This window comes from Helicobacter pylori HUP-B14, assembly GCF_000259235.1.
Lineage (GTDB): Bacteria > Campylobacterota > Campylobacteria > Campylobacterales > Helicobacteraceae > Helicobacter > Helicobacter pylori_CU.
Window position 1 is genome coordinate 260,305 of sequence record NC_017733.1, and the last position, 18,642, is coordinate 278,946.

Here is an 18,642-nt window from a genome sequence, read left to right on the forward strand (position 1 = left end):
ACTTTATGCAAGATGATTTTCCCAAGAAAAACGACCAAATTTAAGATTAAAAAGATTGATAAGCTCTTGTTCTTTTAAATCAATGGGTTTCATTTTAAAATCAAATTCTTTGATTAATTGACTAACCCCTATCGTTTGAGTTGAACGTCTCCTTTCGTTATGACACTCTTTCACTTTTTGCTCTAAATACAATCCCATTTCAGGGTGCTTCCCATAAACAATAAATAAAAGATTAGAAATATTATTCCACACGCCAACGGCTAAAGTCGTTTTAATATCGCAAAAAACTTTGGCTTTTTCTAAAGTGGTGTCATTAAAAGTCGCACTCCAAGTTTTACTTTGAAAAGATACTTGTTTGATTTCTAAAAATTCATCGCTTGAACTTCTTTTGGCATCAAGGCCATGCTTTTGGGTATTGATGAGCTCATAATCTAAATATAAAGCCACCATGCTGTCTCTTAATTCATTCAAAAATGAATCGTTGTCATGTTTATTGTATTTATTTTGAATTTCTTCAATTGGCTTTAGTGCTTGATAGCTTTCTGTAATGAAGTTTCTATCAATGGGTTCAAAGCACCCCTTATTAAAAAATCCTAAAGATTGATTTAAAAATTGCATGTCTAGCCCTTTGATTAAATTCTTTCAATATTATTTTAGTGAAAATATATGATTCATTAGCAATACTTTTAAGCAGAATATCTAAAATTTAAATTTCATTTTTATTATAGCTTGTTTCAAACGCCAGCCATTATAAAAAAGTTTTGTATTATAATTTGATGGATTCCTGTTGATTAAGGTGTTTGGATTGGGTTTAGCCGATATTATTTTAGAGCGTTTTAAAGATTTTATGAGAGAACAACCTGAGCCTTACAAGTTTTTACAGGTTTTTTATGTGCAAGAAAAAGAACGCTTCTTAAACCATAAAATGAACGATTATATCAAGCAAAATAAAAGCAAGGAAGAGGCTAGTATTTTGGCCAGACAAGGCTTTGTGAGCACTATGGGAAGAGCGTTAGAAAAAATCATAGAACTTTTATTAAAAGATTTCTGTATTAAAAACAATGTCAAAATGACGAACGATAAAATCTTAAGGGCTAAGCGCATTAATGGCGAGCTGGATAGAGTCAAACGGGCTTTATTGGTGCATTTTGGAGGCTATAGCGTTTTGCCAGATATTATTCTTTATCAAACCAACAAGGATAATGTCAAAATCCTAGCGATTTTATCGGTAAAAAATTCGTTTAGAGAGCGTTTCACAGAAACGCCTTATTGGAAATTAAAGCTTTTGCAATCGCCTATAACTTCTCACATTAAAGTTTTCATGATAACACCGGATAACGATGATGAAATCAGTTTTAAAGACAAGCCTAAAAAGGCTAGGATCGTTATGGAGCATGAATTAGACGGCCTTTATTTAGCCAAAAGCCATTTTGATCAAAGCTCTAAAATTAAGGGCATAGAAAATTTGTTAGAAGATTTAAAAAGGCTTTTATGAAACCTTATTTCAGTTTGGAAAAATTGGATTTATACCATGGCGATGCGAGCGTTTTAGAGACTTTTGAAAAAGGTTTTTATGATTTGTGCGTTACTTCACCGCCCTATAATTTGAGTATTGAATACCAAGGGAGTGATGATTTTAGGGCTTATGATGATTATTTGAATTGGTGTAAAAATTGGCTTAAAAATTGTTATTTTTGGGGTAAGGAACAGGCGAGATTGTGCTTGAATGTCCCTTTAGATACGAATAAACATGGCAAGCAAAGTTTGGGGGCAGATATTATTGCAGTGGCTAAAGAATGCGGTTGGAAATACCAAAATACGATCATTTGGAATGAAAGCAATATCTCAAGACGCACCGCTTGGGGGAGTTGGCTGCAAGCTAGTGCTCCCTATGCGATTGCTCCTGTGGAATTGATTGTTGTTTTTTATAAAAACGAATACAAACGAAAAAAACAAACTTCTACGATGAGTAGAGAGGAATTTTTGCTCTACACTAATGGGCTATGGAATTTTAGCGGAAAGTCTAAAAAACGCTTAAAACACCCAGCCCCATTCCCAAGGGAATTACCCAGGTGTTGCATCCAATTGTTTTCTTTTTTGGAAGACACGATTTTTGATCCTTTTAGCGGATCTGGAACGACTATTTTAGAGGCCAACGCCTTAGGGCGTTTTAGCGTGGGTTTAGAGATTGAAAAAGAATATTGCGAGTTGTCTAAAAAGCGTATTTTAGAGAGTTTGTCGTTAGTGTGAGCGTTTTAAAAACCTTTGAGGGTTAAAATAGTGTAAAATAGTAAAAATTTTAAAACTCAAAAAGGATTGATAATGAATTTATTTGAAAAAATGACTGACCAATTGCATGAGACTTTAGACAGCGCGCTCGCTTTAGCCTTACACCATAAAAACGCTGAAGTAACGCCCTTGCACATGCTTTTTGTCATGCTCAATAACTCCCAAGGCATCCTCATTCAAGCCTTACAAAAAATGCCTGTGGATATTGAAGCTTTAAAACTTAGCGTTCAAAGCGAGCTGAATAAGTTCGCTAAAGTTTCACAAATCAGCAAGCAAAATATCCAATTAAACCAAACTCTAATCCAAAGTTTAGAAAACGCTCAAGGTTTGATGGCTAAAAGGGGCGATTCTTTCATCGCTACCGATGTGTATCTTTTGGCGAATATGAGCCTTTTTGAAAGCGTTCTAAAGCCTTATTTAGACACTAAGGAATTGCAAAAAACTTTAGAATCTTTGAGAAAAGGCAGGACTATCCAGGATAAAAACGATGATTCCAATTTGGAAAGTTTAGAAAAATTTGGCATTGATTTGACGCAAAAAGCCTTAGAAAATAAGCTGGATCCCGTGATCGGGAGGGATGAAGAAATTATTCGCATGATGCAAATTTTGATCAGAAAAACAAAAAATAACCCTATTTTACTGGGCGAGCCTGGAGTGGGGAAAACGGCGGTTGTGGAAGGGCTAGCCCAACGCATTGTGAATAAGGAAGTGCCTAAAACGCTTTTAAACAAACGGGTTGTCGCTTTAGATTTAAGCTTATTGGTGGCTGGAGCGAAATACAGAGGCGAGTTTGAAGAGCGCCTGAAAAAGGTGATTGAAGAAGTTAAAAAAAGCGCGAATGTGATTTTATTCATTGATGAAATCCACACGATTGTGGGGGCTGGGGCTAGTGAGGGGGGCATGGATGCGGCTAATATTTTAAAGCCTGCGCTCGCTAGGGGGGAATTGCACACGATTGGAGCGACCACTCTAAAAGAATACCGCAAGTATTTTGAAAAAGACATGGCGTTACAAAGGCGTTTCCAACCCATTTTACTCAATGAGCCTAGCATCAATGAAGCTTTACAGATCTTAAGGGGGTTAAAAGAAACTTTAGAAACGCACCATAATATCACCATCAATGACTCCGCGCTCATAGCGAGCGCTAAACTCTCTAGCCGTTATATCACCGATAGGTTTTTACCCGATAAAGCGATTGATTTGATTGATGAGGGGGCGGCCCAATTAAAAATGCAAATGGAATCAGAACCGGCCAAACTTTCTAGCGTGAAGCGCTCCATTCAAAGACTAGAAATGGAAAAACAAGCCTTTGAAATGGAAAACAAAGAGAGCAACCATAAACGCATGCAAGAAATCCTTAAAGAATTGAGCGATTTGAAAGAAGAAAAAATCCAATTAGAAGCGCAATTTGAAAACGAGAAAGAAGTGTTTAAGGAAATTTCACGCTTGAAAATGGAAATGGAAAGCTTGAAAAAAGAGGCTGAGAGGTTTAAACGCAATGGGGATTACCAGCAAGCGGGTGAAATTGAATACTCTAAAATCCCTGAAAACAAAAAGAAAGAAGAAGAATTGCAGCATAAATGGGAAGCGATGCAACAAAACGGGGCGTTATTGCAAAACGCTTTAACCGAAAACAACATCGCTGAGATCGTGAGCCAATGGACGCATATCCCGGTCCAAAAAATGCTCCAAAGCGAAAAAAATAGGGTTTTAAACATTGAAAGCGAATTGCAAAAAAGAGTGGTGGGGCAAGAAAAAGCAATCAAAGCGATCGCTAAAGCGATTAAAAGGAATAAGGCCGGGCTTAGCGATAGCAATAAACCCATAGGGAGTTTCCTCTTTTTAGGGCCAACAGGCGTGGGTAAAACCGAGAGCGCTAAAGCCTTGGCGCAATTCTTGTTTGATAGCGATAAAAATCTTATACGAATTGACATGAGCGAATATATGGAAAAGCACGCCATAAGCCGTCTTATTGGGGCCGCTCCTGGGTATGTGGGCTATGAAGAAGGCGGGCAATTGACCGAAGCGGTGCGCAGAAAGCCTTATAGCGTGGTGCTGTTAGATGAAGTGGAAAAAGCCCATCCGGATGTGTTTAACCTCTTGTTGCAAGTTTTAGATGAGGGGCATTTAACCGATAGTAAGGGCGTGAGGGTGGATTTCAAAAACACGATTTTGATTTTAACCAGCAATGTGGCTAGCGGCACGCTTTTAGAAGAGGATTTGAGTGAAGCCGATAAACAAAAAGCGATTAAAGAGAGCTTGAGGCAATTTTTCAAGCCGGAATTTTTAAACCGCCTAGATGAAATCATCTCCTTTAACGCCCTAGATAGTCATGCCATTATCAATATCGTGGGGATACTCTTTGAAAACATTCAAAAAAAAGCGCTTGAAAGGGGCATTAATATAACCCTAGACGAAAAAGCAAAAGAATTGATCGCAGAAGCGGGATTTGACAGATTTTATGGTGCTAGGCCCTTAAAGCGCGCGCTCTATGAAATGGTAGAAGACAAGCTCGCTGAACTCATTTTAGAAGATAAAATTAAAGAGAATGACAGCGTGGCGTTTGTGGTAGAAAATAACGAGATTGTGCCTAAGATTAAGTGAGGTTTTGTTATTCTAAAAAAAGATAAGAAATGATTATTTTTAAAAAAGGATTGAATGATGTTTGATAACACGCTTGTTAATCTCTTTGACACAGCACCTCTTTTAACTTCGCTTTTAGCCGGGATTTTAACTTTTTTAAGCCCTTGCGTGTTGCCTTTGATCCCGGCGTATATGTCTTATATTTCTCAAATTTCTTTAGAGGATATTAAAGATGGTAAGGCTAAAAGGGTTTCGGTTTTTTTAAAATCCTTGATGTTTGTGGTAGGGTTTTCGCTCGTGTTTTTGGGCGTGGGCATGTCTATGGCCAAGCTTATCCATAGCTTTTCGTTTTCCTGGGTGAATTATATCGCTGGGGGGATTGTGATTCTTTTTGGTTTGCATTTTTTGGGCGTGTTCCGTTTTGCATTTTTGTATAAAACTCAAAGCGTTCGTTTGGCGAGCAAATCTAATAGCATGCAACGCTTTTACCCCTTTCTTTTGGGCATGAGTTTCGCTTTGGGTTGGACGCCATGCATCGGGCCGATATTCACTTCCATAGTGATCATGAGCGCGAGTAAGGACGCTTATGGCTTAATCCTTATGGTGGTGTTTGTAATGGGCTTGGCGATCCCTTTTTTATTGGTGGCTTTAATGCTAGAAAGAGCGCTTTTGTTTTTAAGATCCTTAAAGAAATACAACCGTGCGATTGAAATCGTTTCAGGGTTGGTGCTTGTTTTAATGGGAATATTGATCATGACAAATTCTTTAGAAAGCCTGACTAACTTCTTGCAAAATTAGGAGGGTTTGATGCTGTTAAAAAATGCTTCGTTTTATGATGATTGGGTTTTAAAAAGAGCGGACATCCGCTTAAAAGATTCTCTCATTACAGAGATTGAAGAAAACTTAAGCCCTACCAACAACGAAGAAGTGATTGAGTGCGAAAAATTATTCGTGCTGCCAAGCTTCATTGATTTGAGCGTTATGAATTTGGAAGGTTATGAAAATTTAAAACAAAAGGCTTTTAAAGGGGGGGTAGGGTTACTCAACATTTTCAATGGCGATCAAAGCGGCATTAAAAATATTATGGCAATTAAAAACAACCAACTAGCCGACATCGCTACGCTTAAAAATAAAGGAGGGGAAATTTTAATCGCGCCATCTGACGCTTTTTTAGAACTCATCAGCCACTACGCCAAATCCTACAACTTGCCTCTTTTAATTTCTTTAGAAAATTCTTTTGAAACCCTAAATAGTGGGGAATTAGCCTATGAATTGGGGCAGAATTTTGTAGACAATGCGTTTGAAAACACGCGCTTGGTGCGTTTCATGGAAGTTTCTAGAGCGTTACAAATCCCCATGCTTTTAGATAAAGTGAATAGTATCACCACACTCAAACTCATCAAAGCCTTTAACGATTTGGGAGCGAAATTACAAGCCCAAACGCCCTTAAGCCATTTGATCTTAGATGAGAGCGTGTATGAAGATTATGAACCACGATTTAAAATCGCCCCTCCTTTAAGGGATAAGGAAGGTCAAAACGCCTTAAAAGAAGCTCTAAAAAATAACGAAATCGCCATGCTCACAAGCCTTCATGCTTCTAAAAATTCTAACGCACAGCTTTTTGAAGAAAGCGCATTTGGGTGCGAGAGCATAGAGGACGCTTTTAGCGTGGCTTATACATTTTTGGTTCAAAAAAAGGTTATCAGTTTCCAACAGCTCATTAAAGTCATGGCGATTAACCAAGCGAAGTTTTTAAAACTCAATGCAGGCGAGGTTAAAGAAAACCAATTAGCCAATTTGATGATTGTAGATCTAAACGCTCAAACAAGAGTGAGTAATCAAAATTCGCCCTTTTATGGTTTGGAATTGTATGGCGAAGTGCAAAGAATGATCTTAAAAGGGCAAACCACATTTATTAAGGAGAATGCATGCAAATCATAGGAGCGTCTTTAGTTTTTTTGTGTAATGAAAAATGCGAAGTGTTAGAAGATTGTGGCGTGGTCTTTGATGAAAAGATTGTTGAAATAGGCGATTATCAAAGCTTAACGCTTAAATACCCCCACTTAAAGGCGCAGTTTTTTGAAAATTCCGTTCTGTTGCCCGCTTTTATCAACGCGCACACCCATTTTGAATTTTCCAACAACAAGGCGAGTTTTGATTACGGGAGTTTTTCTAGTTGGTTAGGGAGCGTGTTGAACAATGGGGGGGCGATTTTAGAAAATTGCCAAGGGGCTATCCAAAACGCTATCATTACGCAATTAAAAAGCGGGGTGGGGAGCGTGGGGGCGATTTCTAACCACCTGATAGAAGTTAATTTGTTAAAAGAAAGCCCTTTGAATGCTGTCGTGTTTTTAGAGTTTTTAGGGAGCAGTTATTCTTTAGAAAAATTAAAGGCGTTTGAGGCCAAATTTAAAGAGTTAAAAGATTTGGAAGATGCAAAGCTTAAAGCGGCTCTCGCTGTGCATGCCCCTTATTCGGTCCAAAAAGACATGGCTTTAAGCGTGATCCAATTAGCCAAAGATTCACAAAGCCTGCTTTCTACGCATTTTTTAGAATCGCTTGAAGAATTAGAGTGGGTAGAAAATTCTAAAGGGTGGTTTGAAAATTTTTACCAGCATTTTTTAAAAGAGTCTCATTTTAAATCGCTCTATAAGGGCGCGAACGATTACATTGACATGTTTAAAGACACGCACACCTTATTTGTGCATAACCAGTTCGCTTCTTTAGAAGCGTTAAAAAGGATTAAATCTCAAGTCAAAAACGCTTTTTTAATCACATGTCCCTTTTCTAACCGCTTGTTGAGTGGGAAAGCGTTGGATTTAGAAAGAACCAAAGAAGCCGGTTTGAGCGTGAGCGTGGCCACTGATGGCTTGAGTTCTAACATTTCGCTGAGCCTTTTAGACGAATTAAGAGCGTTCTTGCTCACCCATAACATGCCGTTGTTGGAATTAGCTAAGATCGCTCTTTTAGGAGCGACTAGGCATGGGGCTAAAGCTTTAGCCTTAAATAATGGCGAGATAGAAGCCAATAAGAGGGCGGATTTGAGCGTGTTTAGTTTTAATGAAAAATTCATTAAAGAGCAAGCGATCTTGCAATTTTTATTGCATGCTAAAGAAGTGGAGCGCTTGTTTTTAGGGGGGAAAAGGGTGATCTAATTTGTTTTAAAGACAGAATGCGTTAAAATGGGAAATCTAAATCAATTAAGGAAAGAGTCAATGAAATTAGTTTTAGCCAAGAATACAAGAAAATCAGACGCTAAGAGCGTGGAATTAGAAGATTTGTACCGCAAATTTAGTGAAGACAAGCGTTCTATTTTCTATTTTGCCCCCACAAACGCCCATAAAGACATGCTCAAAGCGGTGGATTTTTTCAAAGAAAAAGGTCATACGGCTTATTTAGATGAGGTGAGGGTCAGCACTGATGAAAAAGATTTTCTTTATGAATTGCACATTATTTAAAGGCTTGTATTGAAAGTTTATATTGAAACCATGGGTTGTGCCATGAATTCTAGGGATAGCGAGCATTTACTAAGCGAACTATCCAAATTGGATTACAAAGAGACTGACGACCCTAAAATGGCGGATTTGATTTTAATCAACACTTGCAGCGTGCGCGAAAAGCCTGAACGGAAATTGTTTTCAGAAATCGGTCAATTCGCTAAAATCAAAAAACCCAACGCCAAAATCGGGGTTTGCGGGTGCACCGCAAGCCACATGGGAGCGGATATTTTGAAAAAAGCCCCAAGCGTGAGCTTTGTGTTAGGGGCTAGGAATGTGTCTAAAATCTCTCAAGTGATCCATAAAGAAAAGGCCGTTGAAGTGGCGATTGATTATGATGAAAGCATGTATGCGTTTGAATTTTTTGAAAAAAAGGCTCAAATCCGATCGTTATTAAACATCTCTATAGGTTGCGATAAGAAATGCGCTTATTGCATTGTCCCGCACACTAGGGGGAAAGAAATTTCTATCCCTATGGATTTGATTTTAAAAGAAGCTGAGAAATTGGCGAATAACGGCACTAAAGAGCTCATGCTTTTAGGGCAGAATGTGAATAATTACGGCGTTCGTTTCAGTAGCGAGCATGCGAAAGTGGATTTTAGCGATTTGTTGGATAAATTGAGCGAAATTTCAGGCATTGAAAGGATACGATTCACTTCGCCTCACCCCTTGCACATGAATGATGTATTTTTAGAACGCTTTGCCAAAAACCCTAAAGTGTGTAAGAGTATCCACATGCCCTTACAGAGTGGATCTAGCGCGGTGTTAAAGATGATGCGAAGAGGTTATAGTAAAGAGTGGTTTTTAAATCGGGTGGAGAGGTTAAAAGCCTTAGTGCCTGAAGTGGGCATTAGCACGGATATTATCGTGGGCTTTCCTAATGAGAGCGATAAGGATTTTGAAGACACAATGGAGGTGCTAGAAAAAGTGCGCTTTGACACGCTCTATAGTTTCATTTATTCCCCACGCCCTTTCACTGAAGCGGGAGCTTGGAAGGAGAGAGTGCCATTAGAGGTTTCATCTTCAAGGTTAGAGAGGTTGCAAAACAGGCACAAAGAAATTTTAGAAGAAAAAGCCAAGTTGGAAGTGGGTAAAACGCATGTGGTGTTGGTGGAAAATAGGCGTGAAATGGATAATCAAATCGTGGGTTTTGAAGGGCGCAGCGATACGGGGAAATTCATTGAAGTAACTTGTAAGGAAAAAAGAAATCCGGGCGAGCTTGTAAAAGTGGAGATTGTTTCTCATTCCAAAGGGCGCTTGATAGCGGCCATCAAAGGCAACTAATCAAAATAACCAATGAAGAGCGGGTTTAAAGGCGAGAATTGAGCTTAAAATTTTTCAGGAAAAATATCATTTTAAAGGTTGTCCCACGCTTGGCGTTTGGAGTCCTTTGGTTGTTGCATAAAACTTGTAAAAACCGCTATTTTTTAGCTCAAAATTTAAAAGAAAAACCCTTTATTGTAAGCTGTTGGCATGGGGAGCTTGGCATGATCGGGTTTGCGTATTTAAGGCTTCAAAAACCTTCTGTTTATGTGATCGCAAGCCAGCATTTTGATGGCTCTATTGCGGCGGGTTTGTTTGAAAGCTTTGGTTTTAAAAACATTAGAGGCTCTAGCAAAAAAGGGGGGGTTAAGGTTTTGATAGAGGGGCTTAAACGATTGAAAGAAGGTTGCGATGTCGCTATCACTCCTGATGGCCCTAAAGGCCCACGACACAGCATAGCGGATGGGGTGATCGCTTTAGCTCAAAAATCAGGCGTGGGGATTAGCACTTGTCGGGTGGTTTGTAAAAACGCATGGCGGTTGAACACTTGGGATCAATTTGAAATCCCTAAGCCTTTTAGCGAAGTGCATTATTACATGCTAGAATCGGTAATCATCCCTAAAGAATGGGAACTTTCAAGGGCTAAAGAATATTTAAAGACGCGCATGGATTCTGTTGGGTTTGAAGAACCTCAAAGGGGTTTGGGTGCTTAAGGGGTTAAAAAAAGCGTTTAAAGAGAGGTTTTGCTCTCAAGTGTATATCTCTTTTAATGTGGATCACAATCTTTTATCCACTCAAATTTTAAGGGTCAAAAACCACCGCATTAAAGAGAATTTTTTTAAAACTTTTGAGACTAAAGTGGAAACAAAAAACGGCGAAGTCCCCATTCAAGCCTTAAAAATCGCCAGAACTTATAGCCAAAAATACCCCTACACTTATTTTAGCGCGATGAGTAAAGCTAAAGAGGTTTTATGCGAAAAGCAGGCGTTTGAACAAATCAAACAAGAAAATCAAGATTATCATGCTTGTGAAGTCAATCAAAAGTATTGCGTTTATGTGGAATCTAAGGATTTTTTAAAGGATTTCAAGCGTTTTAAAATCCAGGATGTGGATTTTTTGTTTTCGCCTTTTAGCCTTATTTATGATTTTGTGCGCGATAATTTAGAAAACAAGCCGTTGTTGTATCTGCTTTTAGAGCGTTCAAGGTTTTATTTTTTGATTGCGGATAAAAAAGAGATTTTTTTAGCCAAATCCGTGTTTTTAGAAGAGCAACCTGAAGAGTTTATAGAGGGCAAAGAAGAAGATTCTATGGGAATGGATAATGAAGCTGTGAATTTATTTTTGAGCGAAATCCAAGAAGATATTGACAGCCTTGAAGAAGCGATAGGCCTAGACAGCAGTAAGGATAATAGCGAAAAAATAACAGAGGACGCTTATAGTTTGATTGAAGGCATGACGAATATCCCCTTAATTGCAGATGTTTTGCAAGAGGGATTGCGCAGCGTCTATCATTCTAGAGAGATAGACTTTGTAGAAAAAGTGGTTGTTTTAGACAGCTGTCAAATCCACCACAAAGCGTTAATGCATTTGCAAGAAACTTTGATGATAGAAGTGGATAGGCTTGATTTTTCTTTAGTGGAGCGCTTGAACATTTTAGCGCGCATGGAGAATGAAAAGCATGCGTTTTAGCTATATTGAGCCAAGAGCGAAATACCTTATCAGCAAGCTTTCTAAAATTTGGGTTTTTTACATTTTTTTATCTTTTGTGGTGATAGTGGGGTTAGTGTGGTTTATGCACAACGCTATTAAAAGCGCTCAAGACAACGCATCCAGTTTGACGATCCAAGAAAAGCTTTACCGTCATGAAATCAGCCGCTTGCAGTTAAAGACTGATGAAACCTTAAAACTCATTAAAGAAGCTAAAAAGCGTTTGAATTATAACGATGATATACGAGATGTTTTGCAAGGGCTTTTGAATATTGTGCCGGATTCCATCACTATTAATAGCATTGAAATAGACCAGCAAAGCGTGGTGGTTAGTGGTAAAACACCTTCTAAAGAAGCCTTTTATTTTTTGTTTCAAAACAAACTAAACCCCATGTTTGATTATTCTAGGGCGGAATTTTTCCCCTTAAGCGACGGGTGGTTTAATTTTGTTTCCACCAACTTTTCTAATTCCTTACTGATAAAAAACCCGGAGTCTATTAAATGAAACCATTGCATTTTTCACACCTGGACAGAGAGCAATCAGGCGATGTGGGTTTTATCATTAAAAACCTTATTTTTTTAGGGGTTTTTTCCTTATTGGGTTGGCTCAATACCGAGTATTTTCTATGGCCTAACATGTTAGAATTAAAAAAAATCCTTTTAGAAGAAAATCGTAAAAAAAGCGTTTTAGAATACGCGCAAAGGCATTTTGAAACAGCTCTAGCAAACTATCGCAATCAAAAAGAGACCAGCGAATCTTTGTTAAAGATTTTTAATGATGAAGAGTCCAGGCGGATCTTAGAAAAGATCTTAAAAAAATGTTTTGACGCCTATAAAATCAAACCCTTGCTCTCTCAAAATCCCTCCCAAAAAACCCAATTTTTTATCATGGCCAGAGCGAGCGAATTAGAAAAGACCTATCTTTTTTTCACCCTAATCAACAAGTATTTACCGAGCGCTCAAAGCCAATTGCCCTTAAAAATTTCTAAAGATGATGAAGGGCTGTTGGTGCAATTTAGCGTGAGTATTGATCTCCAATAGGATAGGGGTAGTTTAATGCAAGATTTTGATTTCAGTTTTAATTCTAAGGCATGCGAGGGTTGTGGGGCAAAGTGTTGCGTGGGGGAAAGCGGGTATATTTTTTTGAATATCCAAGAAATGCAACAAATTAGCGCTTTTTTAAAATTAGAATTAGAAGAATTCAGTCAAAAATACGTTAAAAAGGTGGGGTATAAGTTCTCTTTACTAGAAAAAGACGCTAAAGAGTTGGGTTTGGCGTGCGTGTTTTTGGATTTGGAGACAAAAAAATGCCAGATTTATAGTGTGCGCCCTAAACAATGCCAAACTTTTCCTTTTTGGGAGAGCGTGAAAACTTTCTCTAAAGAGCAAAAAAAGGCTTTTTGCCAAAGCTGTCCGGGCATCACACAAAAAACCAAAGAAACTAAAGTGCGCTAAAATTCATTATAGTGACACAAAAAGGAAATAAAATAATGGATATTCCAATAAAGAAAAGATTTTTAGCAAATATATTGCTTTTTAGCTTGTTTTACCTTAAGGCTGAAACCCTTTCAGAAGACCATCAAATCCTATTGAGTTCAGACGCTTTCCATAGAGGGGATTTTGCCGCCGCTCAAAAAGGGTATATGAATCTTTACAAGCAAACCAATAAAGTGGTGTATGCTAAAGAAGCGGCCATTTCAGCGGCGAGTTTAGGGGACATTAAAACCGCTATGCATTTAGCCATGCTCTATCAAAAAATCACCAATAATCGTAACGATGTTTCTATCAATAAGATTTTAGTGGATGGCTATGCGCAAATGGGGCAGATTGATAAGGCGATTGAACTATTACACAAAATCCGTAAAGAAGAAAAGACCATAGCCACAGACAATGTGTTAGGGACTTTGTATTTGACTCAAAAGCGTTTGGATAAGGCTTTCCCGTTGTTGAATAAGTTTTATAACCAAGTGCATGATGAAGACAGCCTAGAAAAACTCATTACGATCTATTTTTTGCAAAACCGCAAAAAAGAAGGCTTGGATTTGTTGCAATCTCATATAGACAGGTATGGTTGCTCAGAGCAATTGTGCCAAAAAGCGCTCAACACCTTCACGCAATTTAACGAGCTTGATTTGGCTAAAACAACTTTCGCTCGTTTGTATGAAAAAAACCCTATTGTTCAAAACGCCCAATTTTACATAGGGGTATTAATCTTGTTAAAAGAGTTTGATAAGGCCCAGAAAATCGCAGAATTATTCCCCTTTGACAGGCGCTTATTGCTAGACTTATACACCGCACAAAAAAAATTCGATCAAGCTTCCAAACAGGCTTCTTTAATCTATCAAGAAAGAAAAGACCCTAAATTCTTAGGCTTAGAGGCGATTTATCATTATGAAAGCTTGAGCGCGAATAAGAAAAAACTCACCAAAGAAGAGATGCTGCCCATTATTCAAAAATTAGAGCAAGCCACCAAAGAGCGCCAGCAAATCCTCGCTAAAACTAAAGATAAAGAGGACGCGCAAGACGCTTTCTTCTATAATTTCTTAGGGTATTCCTTAATAGATTATGACATGGACATTAAAAGGGGTATGGATCTTGTGAGGAAAGCCTTAGCGTTGGATTCTAACTCAGTGCTTTATTTGGATTCTTTAGCATGGGGTTATTACAAGTTAGGGAATTGCTTGGAGGCTAAAAAAATTTTTTCTAGCATCGCTAAAGAGTCTATCCAAGCCGAACCCGAATTGAAAGAACACAATAAGATCATTCAAGAATGCAAGAAATAGGGATTTTAGAAAATTTACAAAAAAGCTTAGCCTTAAAAGAGGGCATGCTTTCTTATGAAATGCTGGGTAAAAGCCTGTCGTATAACCCTTACTTGCCTAGAGTCATTCCTCAAACCAAAGATTGTGTTTTTGTAACCCCTGATGAGGTTTTAGAAAAGCTTTTGAAAGAAAACACCCACACCGATTGCGTCATTGTCAATTTCAAAGGATTATACGAAATAGGTGTGCCAAGCGTGTTTGATTTAGAAGTTTTAGGGTTATTGCGCCGCCATGCGAACTCTTTGATTGTCCATCAGGATCTTTTCATCAGCCATTACCAGCTTTTAGAATCCCTTGTTCAAGGCTCTGATGGGGTCATTTTAGATGAAGAGCTTTTGAAAGAAGATTTAAAGGGCATGGTAGAATTTTCTTGGCGTTTGGGCTTAGGCGTGTTTGTAGAAACCCACAAACAAGACTACACCCATTTAAAAGATTTAGGGGTTTTAGGCGTGCTAGAAAATAGCCCCTATTCTTATAATCAAAAAAAAAATAGTCTTTTTAGATTGAATTTTAAGCTAATTTAGAGTAAAAATCGTATTCAAACTTTTTAAAAGGAGTTAGTCATGTCATTATTGGTGAATGATGAATGTATTGCGTGCGATGCTTGCAGAGAAGAATGCCCTAGTGAGGCGATTGAAGAGGGCGATCCCATTTATAATATTGATCCAGACAGATGCACAGAGTGTTACGGGTATGATGATGATGAGCCTCGTTGCGTGAGCGTATGCCCTGTAGATGCGATTTTACCGGATCCTAACAATGCAGAGAGCAAAGAGGAATTGAAATACAAATATGAAAGCTTAAAAGAGCAAGATTAAAGGCTAGCAATGGCTAAAATCACAACCGTGATTGATATAGGCTCTAATTCAGTGCGTTTGGCAGTCTTTAAAAAGACGAGCCAGTTTGGGTTTTACTTGCTTTTTGAGACTAAGTCTAAGGTTAGGATTTCAGAGGGTTGTTATGCGTTTAATGGAATCTTACAAGAAATCCCCATGCAAAGAGCCACTAAAGCCTTGAGCGAATTTAAAGAAATCGCCCTCAAATACAAAAGCAAAAAAATCTTGTGCGTAGCGACCTCAGCGGTGCGCGATGCCCCTAATCGGTTAGAGTTTGTAGCGAGGGTGAAAAAGGCTTGTGGTTTGCAAATCAAAATCATTGATGGGCAAAAAGAAGCGCTCTATGGTGGGATCGCGTGTGCGAATTTGTTGCATAAAAATTCAGGGATCACGATAGATATTGGAGGGGGTAGCACCGAGTGCGCGTTGATTGAAAAAGGCAAGATTAAGGATTTAATCTCGCTTGATGTTGGGACGATCCGCATTAAAGAAATGTTTTTAGACAAAGCCTTAGATGTCAAATTGGCTAAAGCCTTTATCCAAAAAGAAGTCTCTAAACTGCCCTTTAAGCACAAAAATGCCTTTGGGGTGGGGGGGACGATTAGAGCGTTGAGTAAGGTATTGATGAAACGCTTTTGTTACCCTATTGATTCTTTGCATGGCTATGAAATAGATGCGCATAAAAATTTAGCGTTCATTGAAAAAATCGTCATGCTCAAAGAAGATCAATTACGGCTTTTAGGGGTGAATGAAGAGCGTTTGGATAGTATCAGGAGTGGGGCGTTGATTTTATCAGTCGTTTTGGAGCATTTAAAAACTTCTTTGATGATCACTAGTGGGGTAGGAGTGAGAGAAGGCGTGTTTTTGAGCGATTTATTACGAAACCATTACCATAAATTCCCCCCCAATATCAACCCCTCTCTCATCTCTTTAAAAGATCGCTTTTTGCCCCATGAAAAGCACAGCCAAAAAGTCAAAAAAGAATGCGTGAAATTGTTTGAAGCCTTATCGCCTTTGCATAAAATAGATGAAAAATACCTTTTCCATTTAAAGATTGCTGGGGAATTAGCGAGCATGGGTAAGATTTTAAGCGTCTATTTAGCCCACAAGCACAGTGCGTATTTCATTTTAAACGCTTTGAGTTATGGCTTTAGCCACCAGGATAGAGCGGTCATTTGCTTATTGGCGCAATTCAGCCATAAAAAAATCCCTAAAGACAACGCTATCGCCCACATTAGCGCGATGATGCCAAGCCTTTTAACCTTACAATGGCTGAGCTTTATCCTTTCTTTAGCCGAAAATTTGTGCTTAACAGACAGCCATCATCTAAAATACACGCTAGAAAAAAACAAGCTTGTGATCCATTCCAATGATACGCTTTACTTGGCTAAAGAGATGCTCCCCAAACTCGTTAAGCCCATTCCTTTGACGATAGAGTTTGCTTGAAAATAGCGATCGTCAGGCTTTCAGCGCTCGGAGATATTATCGTGAGCGCGGTATTTTTAGCACTGATTAAAGAGCGTTTCACTGACGCTCAAATAGAATGGTTCGTGGATGAAAGATTTGGCGCGATTTTAGAGCATTCCCCTTATATTGATAAATTACACCCCATCGCTTTAAAAAGCACGCTCAAAACCTTTAACCCTTTGAAGATTTTCAAACTTTTTAAAAATTTAAGGGCTTATGAATACGATATAATCATTGACATGCAAGGCCTAGTCAAATCCGCTCTCATCACTCAAATGTTAAAAGCCCCTAAAAAAGTCGGCTTTGATTACGCTTCGGCTAGGGAGGGTTTGAGCGCGTTTTTTTACTCGCAAAAAGTCTCTATCGCTTATGATGAGCCTATTTTAAAGCGCAATTTCACGCTCCTTTCTCAAGCCCTAAACTTGCCCAAAAAAGAAATTTCAAAAGAAATTTCACAGGGTTTAAGCTCTAGGGCTAAAGCGTTTTCTTACCAGCCTTCTCCAAAAATCAACGCATTAAACTTGAATGAAAATAAACCAAAAATCCTTTTTGTTTTAGAAACTTCTAAAATCAATAAAACTTACCCCACAGAGCGTTTTAAAGAATTAGCGTTAATGTTAGAAAATTTTCAAATTTGCTTGTTGTGGCATGCTGATGAAGAGAAAGCCATTACGCTTTATCATGCTTTAAAACACCAGTGCGATGTGTTATTGCTCCCTAAACTCACCTTAAACGAGGTTAAGGCGTTGCTCTTTAAAATGGATGTGATTATTGGGGGCGATACGGGTATCACGCATTTAGCATGGGCGTTGCAAAAAGCCAGCATCACCCTTTATGGCAACACGCCCATGGAGCGTTTTAAATTAGAAAGCCCGATCAATGTTTCGCTCACCGGTAATTCAAACGCCAGCTATCATAAAAAGGATTTTTCTATCCAAAACATAGATCCTAAAAAAATCAAAGAATGCGTTTTAAACGTTTTAAAGGAAAAAGAATGACTTATAAAGAACGACTCATACACGAAAAAATATTGAACAAAGACGACAGGGGTTTGAAAACGGAATTATGCATTTTGAGTATTCTTATCGTGGAATCTTTAGTGAATATTCTAGGGTTTATGTTGGCTAAAATGCCTCATTTTTGGTTTTTGAGGTGCATTAAGGCTTTAGCGTGGCTGATGAAAACCTTTGATAGGCGCCGTTATTTTGACGCTAAAGCCAATTTGGATTTTGTGTTTGGGGATTCTAAAAGCGAAGAAGAGAAAAAACGAATCATTAAAAAGGGGTATGAAAATTTTGCTTTCATTATTTTAGAAACCATTAGAGTGATCTTTATCCCTAAAGATGAATACGACGCTCGTTTCACGCTCATCAATGAAGAAAATGTGTGGAAATCTTTAAACAAGGAAGGCCAAGCGATCACTTTATGCATGCATTTTGGCTATTGGGAAGCGGTAGGCACGACTTTAGCGCAATATTATGAAAATTATGGTAGGGGGTGTTTGGGGCGTTTGACTAAATTTGCCCCTATCAATCACATGATCATGAGCAGGCGAGAGGCGTTTGGGGTGCGTTTTGTCAATAAAATAGGAGCGATGAAAGAACTCATTAAAATGTATAATCAAGGCAATGGCCTTGTGGGGATTTTAGTGGATCAAAGTGTCGTGCCTAAAGATGGGGTGGTGGTGAAATTCTTTAATAAAGACGCTACGCACACCACGATCGCCTCTATTTTATCGCGCCGCTACAATATAGACATCCAGCCGGTATTCATTGATTTTAATGACGATTATTCGCATTACACAGCGACCTATTACCCAAGTATCCGCTCTCAAATCACTGACAACGCGCAAAACGATATTTTAGAATGCACGCAAGCCCAAGCGAGTTTGTGCGAAGAGGTGATTAGAAACCATCCGGAAAGTTATTTTTGGTTCCACAGGCGTTTTAAAAGCACCCACCCTGAAATTTATCAAAGATAGGGTTTTGAGTGGAATGATAAAAATTAAAAAATGCTAAAATGCATTTTTTAAAAATAAATAGTAAAGAGCTTGATTTTAATCAAACGATAATTTCTTAAGGCGGTATTCTTGGGTTAGGGGGATTTTAAGGGGGAGAATTATTTCAAAATACCCCCCTATCCCCTTAAGAAAATGAGTTTTACTATAAAAATAAAGTT

The 18,642-nt window shown here is 38.4% G+C and carries 19 protein-coding genes and 1 pseudogene; 19 read left to right on the plus strand and 1 reads right to left on the minus strand.

From position 1 onward, the window contains the following. Positions 1 to 3: 3 nt before the first annotated feature. Positions 4 to 618, minus strand: a complete 615-nt coding sequence (locus tag HPB14_RS01295) for a hypothetical protein (protein ID WP_001160136.1) — start codon at positions 616 to 618, stop codon at positions 4 to 6. Between the two features lie 187 nt (positions 619 to 805). On the opposite strand from HPB14_RS01295, the gene HPB14_RS01300 reads away from it, so the two are divergent. The 19 genes and pseudogenes from HPB14_RS01300 (at position 806) to HPB14_RS01390 (ending at position 18,445) form a co-directional block, all read left to right on the plus strand. Beyond that, positions 806 to 1,495 carry a BsaWI family type II restriction enzyme gene (locus HPB14_RS01300; protein WP_014658420.1) on the plus strand — a complete coding sequence of 230 codons (690 nt, stop codon included), beginning with the start codon at positions 806 to 808 and terminating at the stop codon, positions 1,493 to 1,495. Further along, positions 1,492 to 2,250 (plus strand): DNA-methyltransferase, encoded by a 759-nt coding sequence (locus HPB14_RS01305; RefSeq protein WP_000806022.1) that lies wholly within the window; start codon positions 1,492 to 1,494, stop codon positions 2,248 to 2,250. Before HPB14_RS01300 ends, HPB14_RS01305 begins: the two co-directional genes overlap by 4 nt. Before the next feature lie 72 nt (positions 2,251 to 2,322). Beyond that, a complete protein-coding gene (locus tag HPB14_RS01310) occupies positions 2,323 to 4,893 on the plus strand; it encodes an ATP-dependent Clp protease ATP-binding subunit (RefSeq protein ID WP_001047992.1) in 2,571 nt (856 codons plus the stop codon). 57 nt (positions 4,894 to 4,950) lie between these two features. Further along, positions 4,951 to 5,670: a cytochrome c biogenesis protein CcdA gene (locus HPB14_RS01315; RefSeq protein ID WP_014658421.1), complete on the plus strand. Its 720-nt coding sequence runs from the start codon at positions 4,951 to 4,953 to the stop codon at positions 5,668 to 5,670. A gap of 9 nt (positions 5,671 to 5,679) precedes the next feature. Then, positions 5,680 to 6,813, plus strand: a complete 1,134-nt coding sequence (locus HPB14_RS01320) for an amidohydrolase family protein (protein ID WP_000924923.1) — start codon at positions 5,680 to 5,682, stop codon at positions 6,811 to 6,813. Then, complete coding sequence (gene mqnF, locus HPB14_RS01325; RefSeq protein ID WP_001165687.1) at positions 6,801 to 8,027, plus strand: aminofutalosine deaminase family hydrolase; 1,227 nt, start codon at positions 6,801 to 6,803, stop codon at positions 8,025 to 8,027. The genes HPB14_RS01320 and mqnF overlap by 13 nt, the downstream gene beginning before the upstream one ends. Positions 8,028 to 8,087: 60 nt before the next feature. Next, complete coding sequence (locus tag HPB14_RS01330) at positions 8,088 to 8,330, plus strand: nuclease (RefSeq protein ID WP_000780061.1); 243 nt, start codon at positions 8,088 to 8,090, stop codon at positions 8,328 to 8,330. 9 nt (positions 8,331 to 8,339) lie between these two features. Next, positions 8,340 to 9,653 carry a tRNA (N6-isopentenyl adenosine(37)-C2)-methylthiotransferase MiaB gene (miaB, locus tag HPB14_RS01335; protein WP_000870148.1) on the plus strand — a complete coding sequence of 438 codons (1,314 nt, stop codon included), beginning with the start codon at positions 8,340 to 8,342 and terminating at the stop codon, positions 9,651 to 9,653. Positions 9,654 to 9,691: 38 nt separating this feature from the next. Continuing rightward, positions 9,692 to 10,345, plus strand: a complete 654-nt coding sequence (locus HPB14_RS01340) for a lysophospholipid acyltransferase family protein (RefSeq protein WP_000053486.1) — start codon at positions 9,692 to 9,694, stop codon at positions 10,343 to 10,345. After that, the gene (locus HPB14_RS01345) at positions 10,338 to 11,321 is read left to right on the plus strand and encodes a hypothetical protein (RefSeq protein ID WP_000911893.1); all 984 of its coding nucleotides are present in this window, start codon (positions 10,338 to 10,340) and stop codon (positions 11,319 to 11,321) included. Before HPB14_RS01340 ends, HPB14_RS01345 begins: the two co-directional genes overlap by 8 nt. Then, positions 11,311 to 11,844, plus strand: a complete 534-nt coding sequence (locus HPB14_RS01350) for a hypothetical protein (RefSeq protein ID WP_014658422.1) — start codon at positions 11,311 to 11,313, stop codon at positions 11,842 to 11,844. Before HPB14_RS01345 ends, HPB14_RS01350 begins: the two co-directional genes overlap by 11 nt. Then, complete coding sequence (locus HPB14_RS01355) at positions 11,841 to 12,380, plus strand: hypothetical protein (RefSeq protein ID WP_000803087.1); 540 nt, start codon at positions 11,841 to 11,843, stop codon at positions 12,378 to 12,380. Before HPB14_RS01350 ends, HPB14_RS01355 begins: the two co-directional genes overlap by 4 nt. 15 nt (positions 12,381 to 12,395) lie before the next feature. After that, the gene (locus HPB14_RS01360) at positions 12,396 to 12,794 is read left to right on the plus strand and encodes a YkgJ family cysteine cluster protein (RefSeq protein WP_001150552.1); all 399 of its coding nucleotides are present in this window, start codon (positions 12,396 to 12,398) and stop codon (positions 12,792 to 12,794) included. A 35-nt stretch (positions 12,795 to 12,829) separates the two neighbouring features. Then, entirely contained in the window at positions 12,830 to 14,122 is a 1,293-nt protein-coding gene (locus tag HPB14_RS01365) for a tetratricopeptide repeat protein (RefSeq protein ID WP_000354165.1), read from the plus strand. Next, positions 14,110 to 14,668: pseudogene (locus HPB14_RS01370) on the plus strand (indole-3-glycerol phosphate synthase). The gene HPB14_RS01365 and the pseudogene HPB14_RS01370 overlap by 13 nt, the downstream one beginning before the upstream one ends. Positions 14,669 to 14,724: 56 nt before the next feature. After that, positions 14,725 to 14,979 carry a YfhL family 4Fe-4S dicluster ferredoxin gene (locus HPB14_RS01375; protein ID WP_000055463.1) on the plus strand — a complete coding sequence of 85 codons (255 nt, stop codon included), beginning with the start codon at positions 14,725 to 14,727 and terminating at the stop codon, positions 14,977 to 14,979. Between the two features lie 9 nt (positions 14,980 to 14,988). Next, a complete protein-coding gene (locus HPB14_RS01380) occupies positions 14,989 to 16,443 on the plus strand; it encodes a Ppx/GppA family phosphatase (RefSeq protein ID WP_001074247.1) in 1,455 nt (484 codons plus the stop codon). After that, positions 16,440 to 17,462, plus strand: coding sequence for a lipopolysaccharide heptosyltransferase I (gene waaC, locus HPB14_RS01385; RefSeq protein WP_000684665.1), 1,023 nt, complete (start codon positions 16,440 to 16,442; stop codon positions 17,460 to 17,462). The genes HPB14_RS01380 and waaC overlap by 4 nt, the downstream gene beginning before the upstream one ends. Then, entirely contained in the window at positions 17,459 to 18,445 is a 987-nt protein-coding gene (locus HPB14_RS01390; RefSeq protein ID WP_000221247.1) for a lipid A biosynthesis lauroyl acyltransferase, read from the plus strand. The genes waaC and HPB14_RS01390 overlap by 4 nt, the downstream gene beginning before the upstream one ends. Positions 18,446 to 18,642: the final 197 nt, after the last annotated feature.